General features: G+C 45.6%; 9 protein-coding genes. 5 read left to right on the top strand and 4 right to left on the bottom strand.

Features of this window, described 5'->3' with window-relative positions; translation table 11 throughout:
- Nucleotides 1–189 precede the first annotated feature (189 nt).
- From DPF91_RS03105 to DPF91_RS03090, 4 genes are read right to left on the bottom strand one after another with little or no spacing between them, the layout of a single operon-like run.
- Nucleotides 190–2,307, bottom strand: a complete 2,118-nt coding sequence (locus DPF91_RS03105) for a type I secretion system permease/ATPase (RefSeq protein ID WP_117232959.1) — start codon at nt 2,305–2,307, stop codon at nt 190–192.
- 10 nt (nt 2,308–2,317) lie between these two features.
- Complete coding sequence (locus DPF91_RS03100; RefSeq protein ID WP_117232958.1) at nt 2,318–4,228, bottom strand: bifunctional diguanylate cyclase/phosphodiesterase; 1,911 nt, start codon at nt 4,226–4,228, stop codon at nt 2,318–2,320.
- A gap of 5 nt (nt 4,229–4,233) precedes the next feature.
- Nucleotides 4,234–4,899, bottom strand: a complete 666-nt coding sequence (locus tag DPF91_RS03095) for a transglutaminase-like cysteine peptidase (RefSeq protein WP_117232957.1) — start codon at nt 4,897–4,899, stop codon at nt 4,234–4,236.
- A 58-nt stretch (nt 4,900–4,957) separates the two neighbouring features.
- The gene (locus DPF91_RS03090) at nt 4,958–6,346 is read right to left on the bottom strand and encodes an HlyD family type I secretion periplasmic adaptor subunit (RefSeq protein WP_117232956.1); all 1,389 of its coding nucleotides are present in this window, start codon (nt 6,344–6,346) and stop codon (nt 4,958–4,960) included.
- A gap of 232 nt (nt 6,347–6,578) precedes the next feature.
- On the opposite strand from DPF91_RS03090, the gene pdxH reads away from it, so the two are divergent.
- The 5 genes from pdxH (at nt 6,579) to putP (ending at nt 14,363) form a co-directional block, all read left to right on the top strand.
- Complete coding sequence (gene pdxH / locus DPF91_RS03085; RefSeq protein WP_117232955.1) at nt 6,579–7,214, top strand: pyridoxamine 5'-phosphate oxidase; 636 nt, start codon at nt 6,579–6,581, stop codon at nt 7,212–7,214.
- Between the two features lie 641 nt (nt 7,215–7,855).
- Nucleotides 7,856–8,659, top strand: coding sequence for a helix-turn-helix transcriptional regulator (locus DPF91_RS03080; RefSeq protein ID WP_420855571.1), 804 nt, complete (start codon nt 7,856–7,858; stop codon nt 8,657–8,659).
- Between the two features lie 290 nt (nt 8,660–8,949).
- The gene (gene putA, locus DPF91_RS03075; protein WP_117232953.1) at nt 8,950–12,057 is read left to right on the top strand and encodes a bifunctional proline dehydrogenase/L-glutamate gamma-semialdehyde dehydrogenase PutA; all 3,108 of its coding nucleotides are present in this window, start codon (nt 8,950–8,952) and stop codon (nt 12,055–12,057) included.
- Between the two features lie 12 nt (nt 12,058–12,069).
- Nucleotides 12,070–12,783, top strand: coding sequence for a 1-pyrroline-5-carboxylate dehydrogenase (locus tag DPF91_RS03070; protein WP_241033746.1), 714 nt, complete (start codon nt 12,070–12,072; stop codon nt 12,781–12,783).
- Between the two features lie 89 nt (nt 12,784–12,872).
- The gene (gene putP, locus DPF91_RS03065; RefSeq protein WP_117233196.1) at nt 12,873–14,363 is read left to right on the top strand and encodes a sodium/proline symporter PutP; all 1,491 of its coding nucleotides are present in this window, start codon (nt 12,873–12,875) and stop codon (nt 14,361–14,363) included.
- Nucleotides 14,364–14,569: the final 206 nt, after the last annotated feature.

Genomic DNA, 14,569 nt, shown 5'->3' with positions numbered 1-14,569 from the left:
TATGCTTTGTTAAGGGGTATTTACTTAGAATGACTAGGCTACACACCCCTTGCCGCGCCTAAAATGATTTTATCTCGAACAAAATTTAACCACGAAAGGTCAACAGACCCTAGTAAAAAACCTAACCGATGAGTCATCTGGTTAGGTTTTTTTATATTGGAGTCATCTATCCGTTTAGATCAATAGGGGCTATGCATTCGCCGCTTTCACATTGCCTTTTCTTAACTCAGTCAATACTTGGTGCTTAGGTCCGTCAGCAATGATTGAGCCTTTCTCCATGACAATTACGCGGTCTACGATATCGAGCATCGACGTTTTGTGAGTGATCAGAATCAGGGTTTCATTGGACTTCAATTGTCCCAACTGGTGCTTGATGTGCATCTCTGAGCGATTATCCATTGCACTCGTCGGTTCATCCATTAAGAGAACCGGTGGGCGACCCAATAACGCTCGCGCAATAGCGATAGATTGTTTCTGGCCACCGGATAGCATAGATCCACCTTCACCTACTTGGCGTTCAAGCCCTGCTGGATCTTGTTGCGTGAAACTGGTTACCCCAGCTCTATTTGCTGCATCCAATACGTCTCGGTCGTCGACTAGAGGACGACCTAAAGTGATGTTCTCACGAATCGAACCGAAGAACAGGTTACTGTCTTGTGGTACGCAGCCTATATTGCGTCGTACGTCGATATGATGCAGCTGGGCAATATCCGTATCATCAACACGAACATGCCCCTCTGTAGGCTTATAGAGCCCCATGATGAGCCGCTCTAAGGTTGTCTTACCGGAACCAATTCGACCAATGATGGCTACTTTCTCTCCAGGATTGATCGTTAGGCTGACATCACGGATAGACGCCGTTGGCGCTTCAGGGTAGTGGAATGTCACTTTATCCAACTCAATCTTGCCTTGGATAATAGGGCGGTGGATATAACGTTGCCCCTCAACTTGCTCATCTGGCATGTCCATGATTTGTTCGATGATAACCATGGCTGATTTTGCTTGGTTGTATCGAGTCGATAGAAGAGAAAGTTGCACCAGAGGACCAATCGCTTTGCCAGAAAGCATGGTTGCTGCAATCAAGCCTCCCATTGTGAGCTCACCCTCTGCGATTAGATATACACCAAAGACCACCATACCCACATTACACGCTTGCTGAACGAAGCCTGCGGTGTTTTGTACGCTGTCTGTAATCCGGCGGCTCTTGATGTTCCAGTTCGACATATGCGCCACCGCTTCTTCCCAGCGATATTGGAACTGACTTTGTGCGCCAAACAGCTTCACTGTTTCTAGTCCGGCAATACTTTCAATCAAGTTGGCGTATTTTTGCGAGGCGAGGCGAGAGCCTTCTTCGATGCTTTGTTTCAGTGGTCCCTGAATTAACAGAGAGTAAATAATCAGAATACTGACACCAACGATAGGCACATAGACCAAGTCTCCCGCCATTAGCCAAATAAGAGCAAGGAACAAGATGGCAAAAGGCAGGTCAATCAAGGATGAAATGGTTGCTGAGGTGAAGAATTCTCGAATCGACTCAAACTCTTGTAGGTGGCGGGCAAATGCTCCTACAGACGGTGGACGAGATTCCATGCGAATCCCCATCACCTTACTGAACAGCTTGGAAGAAATCAGGATGTCAGACTTTTTACCGGCGACATCGATGAAGTAGCTGCGCATCAACTTCAGAACTAAGTCGAAGATGAAAACGATAAAAATACCGGATGCCAAAACCCATAAGGTTTCGAATGCTAAATTCGGTACCACCTTGTCATACACCAACCGAGTAAACATCGGTGCTGCGACTGCGAACAGGTTGATCAGGATAGAAGCGATGAATACATCACGGTAGATTCTTCTTGAGGCAAACAGGGTGCTCCAGAACCAGTGTCCCTCTTTCGGTTTTAGTACCTCAGGAGAACGCTCGTCATAGCGGAACTGTTTTTTGACCAGGAAGTATCGACCAACATATTGTTGATTGAGCTCTTCGAGTGGCATGCTGATTGGCACCAAGCCCGACTCCTGGGTGACGACCTCAACCTCGTTTTTTTCCTTGTCGAAGCTATTGAGAACGCATGCATCCCCATCTTTTAACAGTAAAACTACGGGTAGCACGAGCTCCGAGATCTTGTTTATATCGGTGCGGTTTTCTTTCGCCACCAAACCAGCACGCTCTGCAGCGCGGGGAAACAAGAAGGGAGTGAGCTTACCATCAGAGAGTGGCAAGCCGTTGATTAACGCTTCAGGAGAGTTAGCCAAGCCATAGTAGCGGCTAATATAAATCAGCGAATTGAGTAGAGAGTCCTGCATTCAATTTTCCCTAGCGGTCGACAATAAAGCCTTGGAATACATCAACAAAGTGCTCTGATAGCAACTCAAGCTGGGTTTGAGTTTCGACACGAGAGGCAATTGTTGTTATACCAAGATTGTGGGCTGTACGAGAAATAGAAGATAACGTGTACTTCTGTTTTTCATCTTCCAGTTGATGAGTGTATAGGTAATCGAGCTTCACATAAGTTGGACGATATTCATTGAGGTACTCTAACGATTGGAAGTTCCGACCATAGTTGTCAACACCAAACGCCGCATTTGCCGAACGAATCGTATTGCACAGTAAGGCGGTGTAGTGAGGCATCTTGATGAAACATGGCTCTGGGATTTCAAAGTGAAGCTTGTCTGCCACATTTGAGTAGCGAGATAGAACTTGTCCAACCCAGCGAATAAAGCTTGGCTGTTCGATACTGCTTTGAGCAATGTTCACTGCAATCGGCGTTGTGATCTCACCACTGCTTAACTTTTCTAACATCTTTTCTATCACATACTGATCGAAAATATGGGTCGATTTAAGCTGCTCGAGCGCAAATAGGAACTGATTCGCAGTATAACGTTCACCGTCTTTCTCAATGGCGGTAAATACTTCGGCATGGAAAGTTTTCGATTGTGAGTCGTTGGCCGATTGGAATCGGAATGCAAACCAATCGTTGTGAATCGCTTCTTCAACCAATGATTTCCATTGTTGTTTACCACGGCTGTTGTGGCTGGTTTCTGCGCTGATAATGGTGACTGGATTTTCTGGGGTTGATTTTGCTTGAGTGAGTGCATTGTCCACCAGCGCCAAGATTTCAGAAGATGGCTTTTTCTCTTTATTGGCGACAACACCGAGGTAAACCTCAGGTGAGGAAACTCCAAGCGGATCCGATTGAATAGTTTGCGCATAGTTGAGGATGTTCTCACTCAAGATCTTGATTTCGTCCTCTTCAAGGTTGGGTGCAATAAAGCCAAACTCATCAGAAGAGATTCGAGCAATCGAGAGATCTGGGGTCGTCAAACCATTGCTAAGTTCTTGTGCCAGCTCTTGAACCATGTTGTCACCAGCTTCATAACCGCGCTTTTCGTACAGTTCTTTAATGAAGTGGGCTTCTAAAATAGCGATACCACCTTGAGCGGACTCACCAAGCCATTGGTTTAGCTGGCTCATAAAGAAGGAACGGTTACCAAGTTGAGAAACTGGGTCCATGTATGCTCGCTCACGTAGCTGTTGAGCTTCACGAGCTTGCGCTTTAAATGAGGCTTCTACTTGATTCGACATCATGTTGATGCCTTCAACAAGGATGACTAAATCTTTGGTCTTTGGTGGCGTTAATGGTTCGCCAAATTGGTTGTTTGCCACGTCTTCCATCTTTTTACGAATTGCTTGTAATGGCTGTAGCGAGCGTTTAACGATGAATGCAATCGCACCAAGGCCAAGTAGCAATAACACACCAAAAGCACCCAGCAGGCGCACGAAGGTTTGCCACAGTTGGTAGTAGGCTTCGCCTGGGTGACTGACAATTTCTACTTCTGCTAATTGCATCCAACCACTCGTAATGACACGTTTGTCGTGTAGCTTGGAGAAGATGTTTAAATCAATAAACCACTGAGGAACGCTCGGAGGAGCGATTGGGTAAGAACGCAGAATCTCTTCATTATTATCGAGGAAGATGAGTCGCACTACGGAATATGAGCTGCCATCGAACAGGGCATTAATCACAGACTCTACGGCGACCGGATCTTTTTCCTTAAGATAAGGCGCTAGGGCAAGACCGACGGTATTGATGGTATTGTTGATCTCAGACTCTTGTTGGTTCACCAAGAAGTCTTGCGTGCTTCTGAACTCAATGACGAATACTGACGTCATCAATAACATAAACACAGCGATCATCCCTATTACGAGCTGCTTATATAGTGTCATAGTGGTTACTCATCCAAATTAATAACCGGAGTGTTCAGCTTGAGTGAACTCTCACGTGATCGTAAATCGTTCCAAAGGCTCAGTCGTGATGACTTGCCTGCTAGCTTACCGCTTCCTCGTTCTTTCATAAGCCACAAGTTTTTACCGTTAAAACTGTAGACAGGAAGCAGGTCTCGGCGTTTAGATGCGGGTTGTATGGTTTTATTAAGATTATCGAGCAGCACAGGTTCTGCGCTTGGTTTCGAGTAGTAGGCGAGAACCATATGGAACTGATTCAGCTCTAACGCTTTTACATACACGAGTCGTAGCTTGGTATCAGACACACCAAGCTCTAGTAACGAGAAATACTTAGCAATGGTGAAATCTTCACAGTCACCACCATTTGCGCCTAAGAACTCCAAAGGGGTAGCCCAATAATCCTTCTTTCCCCATAAGCGAATATCATCGACAAAATTGAGTTGGTTGAAGAAGTCGTTTACCGCTCGTAGCTTGGCTGTTTCAGAGAGGTTTTGGTACTGAGCTAAATTACTGCGCCACGTTTCTACTCGTTTTCCTGCTCTGGTGCCATATTTCTTAGAGACAGCAGACACCCATTGTTGCTCAACAGTATTGAGGGCTTGAGTATAAGTTGCAGAAGCGACGAGAGCGGCGAGGAGTAATAACTTACGCACTGCTGACTCTCATTAACACACTGGCAAACCCGCGTGCAGTTGAACGGTATTTGATAACTTACTCCTTGAGCGCGTTGCTCTTGGTACTCAATATTGGTTTGAGTAGATAATCCGCAACGGTGCGTTTACCGGTAATAATGTCCACAGAGGTGGTCATTCCCGGAATGATTGGCAGCTCTTTTAGCTGACCAAAAGAATCTTGCTCGGTTCTTACTCGCACAATATAGAAGCTGTTCCCTTCTTCATCTTGAGTAGTATCAGCACTGATATGCTCCAAGATGCCATCAAGACCGCCGTATTTGGTAAAATCGTAGGCACTGAATTTGACGATAGCTGGCAGACCAGGGCGAAGGAATGCGATGTCTTGAGGAGCAATCTTTGCCTCTACCAGCAATGAATCTTCGGTTGGGACGATTTCAACAATGTCCATACCTGGTTGGATAACACCACCAACGGTGTTTACGTTGAGGGTTTTTACTGTCCCAGTGACTGGAGAAAGTACAACAGTACGATTCACCCTGTCTTCTAAGCCGACAGCAGACTCAGTAATAGCAGACAACTGGTCTTGTGCTTGGTTAAGCTTCTCTTGTTGCTCGGAGCGGAAGGTTAACGCGGCATCGATTCGGCTTAGCATTGATTCTCGAATCGAAGACTTTAAAACCGGGATCTTCAATTCACTTGAGGTGAGCTCACGCTTAGTATCATTCACCTGACGCTGTAATTTTAGTAGCTCGATACGTGGTACGACACCTTCTTCTGCAAGTGGCTTAGTAATATCTAACTCTTTTCTAGCAAAATCATAGCTTTGGCGTAGGTTTCGAGCACGAGCTTGTACCTCGATAAGGTCTTGTTGTTTCTGCTTTACCTGCTGGCCAATAACTGACAGTTGGTTCTTAAGATTATTGAGATCTTGTTTATATTCGGCTTCTTGGCGTTTAACTAAGTCAGGACGCATTTCGTGAAAAAGGGGAGGGAATGCCAGTTTGGTCGTGACGATTTGAACGTTGTTTTGCCAGTCTTTATCTTTGAAGTCTTCATCTATGACTACACTCGTTAATGATGCCGACAGTTGAAGAACAGACGCTGTCAGGTTGGCAACCTGTTGCTCTCTTTCGCGAAAATCAGAGCGAAAGCGAGTGTCATCAATAAGCACGAGCTGCTGACCCTCTGTCACTTGATCCCCCTCTTTAACTAGGATCTGTTTGACTAGGCCACCCTCGAGGTTTTGGATCACTTGAACTTGTGAGGAAGGGATCACCTTACCCTGACCAACGGTCACTTTATCGATTTCTGCCCACGATGCCCATGCGGCAGCGGCGCAAAAGAAAAGTACCATCACCCACAGCATCACTCTGGCTGTTGTGGGTGTATTGAGTAGCAAAGCTGCGGTTTTATCGTCGATATAATCCAGCTCTGCACTGTTTAACTTTTTCAGCTCTTTACTCATGGCTTCCTTTGCCCCCTTTACCCTAGTACTTAAGTACTGTGGTAAACATCTTTTTGGTTCTCTAAAGATTCTATTCCTTGTCATTAGAAATGTTAAGTTTTTGATAAATAAAATAGTAATAATTGGTGGTATATACGGTTTGCATAATTGAGGGGATTATCAACTAATTGATTTGCTTGTGTTTAGCTTCTTAACAGCGCAAAATTCGTAAAAAATCTGAGGAGGTAAGGACATGAAGCTTACAGATATCCGTCGCGAGTACTCTCAAGGTGGTTTGAGACGAAAGGACTTAAAGCAAAACCCGATTGAACAGTTTAACTTGTGGTTAGAACAGGCTGTTGATGCAGGGCTTACAGATCCGACAGCAATGACCGTTGCAACTGTCGATGCAACTGGTCAACCGTTTCAGCGTATCGTTTTGCTTAAGAGCGTCGACGATGCAGGGTTCGTGTTTTATACCAATCTTGGAAGCCGTAAAGCACAACAGATTGCTGAAAATAGCAAAGTAAGTATTCACTTCCCTTGGCACCCTCTAGAGCGTCAGGTGCACATTACCGGCGTAGCGGAGAAGTTGAGCGCAGCTGAAAACATTAAATACTTCAGTTCACGACCTAAATCGAGCCAGTTAGCGGCGATTGCGAGCAAGCAAAGCAGTCGCATTTCTGCTCGTGGTGTACTAGAAGGGAAGTTTTTAGAGCTAAAGAAAAAGTTTGAGAAGGGGGAGATTCCAGTACCAAGCTTCTGGGGTGGCTACCGCATCAAACCTGAGTCAATTGAATTTTGGCAAGGTGGTGAGAATCGCCTACATGACCGCTTTTTGTTCTCTAAAGAAGCCGAGAGTTGGGTGATTGATCGACTCGCTCCGTAACGATCTTCGGGGACACTGACGATTAAGGGGCTGCTTTTGTTTGAAAGCTGCCTCTTTTTTATTGCGTAATGTTACAGTCTGCTGTACTGTTTGTGTTAGTAAAATGAGTCATTGATGAATAAGTGATGTTACAAGACAAGAAAGCCTTCTTTGAGGCCTGCAATAAACAATCATTGTTTAATGCATTGGTTTCATTAAGGTTGAAGCGAGAGAAGATTCGTCAGCAGCGTCATTGAGGTTGTTAGAATACAAAAGAGAAGCCGTTGAGCTTCTCTTTTCGTTTATTCCTAAGTGGTATGTCTATGGCTATATCAATACCTTGAAGCCAATGACGTTCGCAACCCCAGACTGTGCGATGTAGAGTTTTTTACTTGCGTATAGTTACAGCCAATGCATCTAAATCGCGAAGTTGTAGACTGTTCGTGTCGATTAAATCGCAGCCTCAATTTTACAATTGCAGTAAGTTTGAGCAGTTTTAGCATTGTTCCGTTATAAAATCATACACTTAGACGACATAATTTGGCGAATGGTACGAAAATATCGTGTCACGACTAGGAGTCATGTAAAATAATGGCTCCTGGATTATTTGAGCCATTGTTATGACGCAGAGCATTTCATCAAAAACGTCTATCAATCAAACGATAAAAGATGCGAGCAACGCAGTTTTGAATGAAGAGAATACTCTACCAAAGCCTGCTCAAATCGTGACATTGCCTCCTTATATAGAGAACCATGATCATAGTTACACGCAAATCGTAATAGGGTTGCGTGGTAAGTCAGAGTTCGACGTTTCTGGAGTGGGGAACATTGTTGGTCCAGGCCAAGGCTGTGTTGTTACCGCTGGTGAGTCCCACGCATTTGGTGGCATCATCGATAAGCCGGATATCCTCGTTCTTAATCTCCCTAAGCCATCGAGTGGTGATCCCCTATTGCTCGATCGACTCAATGAGCTTAATCGCGCGCAGACCTACTTCCAGCTTGATAGTCAAATCCAAAAGATGATCCAGATGTTGGTTGCTGAAATGCAGGCCTGTCCTGAGGATCAGTTGTTAGCTCGTGCCTGCAACGACACGGTTATGGCGTTGCTTATGCGTCATACTTCTCAGTTTAACCAGGTCAACAAAGATCATCGTTTAGATATGCATGCGATTGATCTTTATATCGAAACGCATATGGGAAGGAAGATCTCGGTTGCTCAGTTGGCAGCAAGCGCGTTTCTCGGTGAAAGCCAGTTCCATGCTTTGTTTAAAGATCTTATGGAAATAACGCCGCATCAGTATGTGCTGAACAAGCGTATCGATATGGCCAAGCAGCTGATCAAGCAAGGTGGAGCAAGCTTGAGTCATATTGCGGAGATGACAGGCTTTTCCAATCAAAGTACTTTTACTCACGCTTTTTCGCGTCTACAGGGTTGCTCTCCCTCTCAATATAAAAAGATGTGTTAGGCCTATCCTAGGCTTTCTTTTGACTTCACTCCCTTTACGCTCGTCTTTCTAACACACTTCGTCTATCAACCGTGCTCATTCATAACCCTAATATGTGCATGGTCTTGTTATCAGTTTGTGCCTATTTTTAATGCTTAACAAAATAATATCTTGTTTATTTTGGTGTGATCTTGTTTGAAATTTGTTATTTGTGGTGGTTTTTGGCAAAAAACTCGGAGTTTTTGACAAGTATTCGAGATGGACGCAAAATACACTGCTGCCATATTTGGACGAGAGATAAAGGAAGACACATGTTTAACGCGTTAGATGTGTTATCTAGTGAGTTCAACGAGCAACCACTAGCAACGTTATGGTCGAACATATCTCCACTATATATGGTGGACGAATCGAAGTGGCTTCAGCAGTTAATTCCATTAGCTGAGGCGACTGAGCAAGAAAAAGCAGCAATTGAGCAGAAGACAACCCAGCTTATCGAGCGTATTCGTGAAGATAAGAGTGCGGTGCAGATGATCGATGCACTTTTGTTGGAATACAGCCTAGATACTCAAGAAGGCATCTTATTGATGTGTCTTGCTGAAGCCTTGATGCGTATTCCCGACAAAGCAACAGCGGATGCGCTGATCCGTGACAAATTAAGTGTCGCAGATTGGAAGTCTCATCTGAAAAACTCAGATTCTGTGTTTGTGAACGCATCGACGTGGGGTTTGATGCTGACGGGTAAAGTGGTGGGTCTTGGTGATAAACCAAGTCCAACACAAGCGGTGAACCGCTTAGTCAACAAGATGTCTGAGCCTGTGATTCGTCAGGCTATGCATCAGGCAATGAAAGTAATGGGGCATCAGTTTGTGCTGGGTCGCAGCATTTCAGAAGCGCAGAAGAATGGTAAACCAATGCGTGATAAAGGGTTCACCTACTCTTTTGACATGCTTGGTGAAGCGGCGCTCACCCATGCGGATGCCAACAAGTACTTCAAAGATTACTTGATGGCGATAGAGGCAGTTGGTCGTGATAGCTATAGCGGTTCCGGCCCCGCGCCTTCGGTGTCGATCAAGCTGTCTGCATTGCATCCTCGTTATGAAGTGGCTAATGAAGAGCGAGTATTAAGCGAGCTGCATGACACCTTAATCGAGCTTTTACAGCGTGCGGTTGAGTTGGATGTGGCGATTACGATTGATGCTGAAGAAGCTGATCGCTTAGAGCTGTCATTGAAGCTGTTCGAGAAAGTGTATCGCAATCCATTGGTACAAGGTTGGGGCAAGTTTGGTCTTGTAGTTCAAGCATACTCAAAACGTGCGTTACCTGTTTTGGTATGGCTGAACAAGTTAGCAAAAGAGCAGGGCGATTTGATTCCGCTTCGCTTGGTGAAAGGGGCGTACTGGGACAGTGAGATTAAATGGTCACAACAAAGTGGCTACGAAAATTATCCTGTCTACACGCGTAAAGAAGCGACCGATACTGCGTATCTAGCGTGTGCTCGATACCTACTGAGTGAAGAAGTACGCGGCAATATCTTCCCACAGTTTGCGAGCCATAATGCTCATACAGTGACGGCTATAGCAGTCATGGCTGAGCACAAAGATTACGAGTTCCAGCGTCTTCACGGCATGGGGGATGCGTTGTATCACCATGCAAAAGAAGCGTACCAGCAATCTGTGCGTATCTATGCGCCTGTTGGTAGCCATAAAGACTTGTTGCCTTATCTAGTACGTCGTTTGTTAGAGAACGGGGCGAACAGCTCGTTTGTTCACCGTTTGGTTGATGCGCGCTGTCCAGTGAGTGAATTAACACAGCATCCGCTTGAAACATTGCTAAGCAACGAAACGCTGCACAACAACAAGATCCCATTGCCGCTTGAGGTGTTCCCTGATCGTCAAAACTCCTTAGGTGTAAACATCGATATCGAGAGCGAAGCTAAGTTGTTTGAAGCTCAGGTAGAAGCCTTTGCTGATTATCAATGGTATGCAGGATCGATCATCAATGGTGAGCTGAGTTCCGAAAGCATGATCAAGGGTGATCATGATGAAAAGGTACTTGCGCCATACGATCGTCGTAAGCAAGTGGGTCTGATCAAGTACGCAAGCCTTGATCATGTTTCCGAAGCTATCGATATCGCGGAGCAACACTTTGCTGCTTGGCGTGATACCGATGAGAAAGTCCGAGCGCAGTATCTGAATGTGTTAGCAGACTTATTGGAAACTCACATGGCTGAGTTGGTGGCGCTGTGTCATCACGAAGCGGGCAAAACGATTCACGACAGCATTGATGAAGTACGTGAAGCCGTCGATTTCTGTCGTTATTACGCGAATAAATCGAGTGAGCTTTCTACTCAAACCTTTGAAGGCTTTGATGGTCAGCAGAAAGTGGTTCGTTACCAAGGACGTGGCGTGTTTGTCTGTATTAGCCCATGGAACTTCCCATTGGCAATCTTCCTTGGGCAGATTACTGCTGCGTTAGTGGCAGGTAATACCGTTGTGGCTAAGCCTGCGGAGCAAACCAGCTTGATTGCAGCCAAAGCTGTGGAATTGATGTTGAAGGCGGGCTTCCCTGCTGGTGTGATTCAATTGGTATTGGGTAAAGGTAGCGAGATAGGCCGTGAGTTGACGTCAAATCGCTCTATTGCTGGTGTGGCATTTACTGGCTCGACCCAGACTGCACAGCGCATTAACCACACATTGGCTGAGCGAGATGCTGACCCAGTGCCGTTCATCGCAGAGACCGGTGGTCAGAACGCGATGATCGTAGACAGTACCGCACTGCCTGAGCAGGTGGTACGCGATGTGATTCGTTCTGCATTTGCATCAGCGGGTCAACGCTGTTCTGCATTACGTGTTTTATTTGTACAAGAAGACATTGCCGATCGAATCACAGCGCTTATCCAAGGTGCAATGAATGAACTGAGCGTTGGTCTGCCTTACTTGCATTCAACCGATGTTGGTCCAGTGATTGATCCAACGGCGAAACAAAAACTGTTGGCGCATATCGATGATATGGCGAAGAAAGGTAAAACTGTGGCTCAGTTGAATCTGCCACAAGAGTGTGAGTTTGGAGACTTCGTTCCTCCATCTGCATTTGAAATTGAAGATATTAATGTACTGAAGCAAGAACACTTTGGCCCGATTTTGCATATCGTGCGCTTTAAAGCGAGTGAGTTGGCTGAGGTGGTCGAGCGAATCAATCGAACTGGTTTTGGTTTGACAATGGGTGTTCATAGCCGCAACGAAACCACATACCGTTGGATTGAAAAGCACGCACGAGTGGGTAATTGCTACATCAACCGTGATCAGGTAGGCGCAGTGGTTGGTGTGCAGCCATTTGGTGGTCAAGGCCTATCGGGTACTGGACCCAAAGCGGGTGGTCCACACTACCTGTTCCGTTTTGCTCAAGTGTCATATCAATAAAAGGAGAGTGTGATGAGTGACGTAATGAATGGCCAATCAACCACGCTTTTCTTTGATGCGCAGAATGCCTGGCAAACCTGGTCTTTAGAGGCATTTGAAACGCGTGCTGCTGTGATGCAGCAGGTGGTGAATGCTCTGGTTAAGGAGCACGCTACTTTAGTTCCTGTGGTGCAGTTCCATATAAATCATGCAGAGAAATATCTTGGCAAGGTCCATCAACTGGTCGGCCCTACAGGTGAAACTAATGAGCTGTACACAGTAGGTCGTGGTGTTTGTGCTTTAGTTGCTGGGGGAAGAAGCTTAGCAAGTCGTCAGGCATTGATGGCACAACTGACATGTGCACTGATCGCAGGTAATAGTGTGGTGGTGTGTATTGAGGATGTGGCGTTTGGTGATGCGATTGAGGCATTGCTTGGAGCTATTTTACCTAAGCATTTGCTGCAATTTACCGATTTTGAACAGTACAGCACTTTGTGCGCTCGTGATGTTCGCAGCGTTGGCTGTGTAGTGTCATCAGCCACATTACAAGAGATTAATCGTCAACTAGCAGAGCGCGAGAGTGCCATTGCTACGCTGACGGCAGAAACGGATCTTGAGCGTTTACCGACGTCTCACGATCCAAGGTTGTGTTTGCGTTTTATTAGTGAACGTACTCGCACCATTAATATCACCGCCGTAGGAGGTAATGCCACGCTCTTGGAGCTAGGTAGCGACTCTCACGGCTAGGGTTTACTAACCCAAGAACCGAAACAGAGAGCGGGGGAGCCTGCTCTCTGTTTATATACGGAAATAAAAAATATGAGGAGTACTCAATGATTGAGAATAGCTTTGCTATTACTACAACTTTTATCGCGTATCTTATTATGATGCTCGCGATTGGTGTTATTGCGTATAAGCGCACATCAAGTTCATCAGACTACTTTTTGGGTGGTCGTTCACTAGGGCCTTGGCCATCAGCGCTATCTGCTGGTGCATCGGATATGAGTGGCTGGTTGCTACTTGGTCTACCTGGTTATGCTTACGCTGCTGGTATTGAAGCATTTTGGCTAGCTGGTGGTCTGCTGGTGGGTACTTGGGCTAACTGGCTCATTAACGCTAAGCGTCTAAGAACCTACAGTATAACAACCGACTCTCTGACCCTCCCTGAGTTTTTATCACGTCGATTCAGTGATAACTCTAAGATGATTCAAACCATCTCTGCGTTCTTTATTCTTTTATTCTTCCTTTTCTATACGAGCTCAGGTTTGGTTGCTGGTGGTAAGTTGTTCGAGACGGTGTTTGGTCTTGATTACACCACAGCAGTAATTATCGGTACGGTTTGCGTGGTGTCATACACGTTGTTTGGTGGTTTCCTTGCGGTATCTTGGACTGACTTGGTTCAAGGTCTATTAATGGCGGCTGCGCTGCTGATTGTTCCAATTGCGGCAATGCAGGGTGGTCTTGGTCAGTTGAGTTCAGATCTTGCGGCTATTAATCCAGAGCTTCTGACTCTGTGGAATGACACCAAGGGTGAGCCTCTGAGTGCCATCGCTATTATTTCGCTTGCTGCATGGGGCCTAGGTTACTTCGGTCAACCACATATCCTAGCGCGTTTTAAGGCTTCTCGTAGCAACAAAGATCTGGACACGGCGCGTCGAATCGCTGTGGTTTGGTCGGGTATCTCTATGGCTGGTGCAATGCTCGTTGGCCTGGTTGGTCTTGTTTACGTGACGAATGGCTCTCTGGGTGAAGTTGCTGATGGTGAGAAGATCTTCATGCTACTGGTTAACGCAATGTTCCACCCTGTGATTGCGGGCATTTTGTTGGCGGCAATTCTGGCTGCAATCATGAGTACCGCTGACTCACAATTATTGGTGTCATCATCTGCACTTGCAGAAGACTTCTATAAGCAAGTTTTCAAGAAAGATGCATCACCTGAAGAAGTGGTTAAGGTCGGCCGTGTCGCTGTAATCCTGATTTCACTGGTTGCTCTATTTTTAGCAATGACACCAGACAGCTCTGTACTTGGCTTGGTATCTTACGCATGGGCTGGCTTTGGTGCTGCATTTGGTCCTGCAGTTGTACTGAGCCTTTATTGGGATAAGATGAACCGCAACGGTGCACTTGCAGGCATTATTGTTGGTGGTGTAACGATCGTTGTGTGGAAACAGCTAACCGGTGGTTGGTTTGATGTCTACGAGATCGTTCCTGGAATGATCTTCTCAACTTTAGCAATTGTTGTCGTGAGTAAGATGACAGGTGAACCGGAAGAGTCTGTGCTCGCTCAACACCAAGTGTTTAAGAAAAACCTAACAGAGTTTGACTAAGTCATTCGCTAATTAACAGTACAAAAGCCCCATATATTCCGTATGTCTGGGGCTTTTTTGATGTGATCAGTTCTCAAAAATGGTTATTGATAGAGTCAATTATTGTACTTGTGCCACATTTTTGACTGATCGTATTTTAACCAAGGAACTTATTTGCAGAGAATACGTCTACCTTAACGAATTAAGGATGATGATTAGGAGCAAGA

Source organism: Vibrio maerlii (genome assembly GCF_003415655.1).
Lineage (GTDB): Bacteria > Pseudomonadota > Gammaproteobacteria > Enterobacterales > Vibrionaceae > Vibrio > Vibrio maerlii.
This window is presented reverse-complemented; position numbering and strand designations above follow the sequence as displayed.

Coding starts and splice junctions, on each gene's coding strand:
- DPF91_RS03105 (WP_117232959.1), bottom strand. CDS start 2,307: ATGCAGGACTCTCTACTCAATTCGCTGATTTATATTAGCCGCTACTAT.
- DPF91_RS03100 (WP_117232958.1), bottom strand. CDS start 4,228: ATGACACTATATAAGCAGCTCGTAATAGGGATGATCGCTGTGTTTATG.
- DPF91_RS03090 (WP_117232956.1), bottom strand. CDS start 6,346: ATGAGTAAAGAGCTGAAAAAGTTAAACAGTGCAGAGCTGGATTATATC.
- pdxH (WP_117232955.1), top strand. CDS start 6,579: ATGAAGCTTACAGATATCCGTCGCGAGTACTCTCAAGGTGGTTTGAGA.
- putA (WP_117232953.1), top strand. CDS start 8,950: ATGTTTAACGCGTTAGATGTGTTATCTAGTGAGTTCAACGAGCAACCA.
- DPF91_RS03070 (WP_241033746.1), top strand. CDS start 12,070: ATGAGTGACGTAATGAATGGCCAATCAACCACGCTTTTCTTTGATGCG.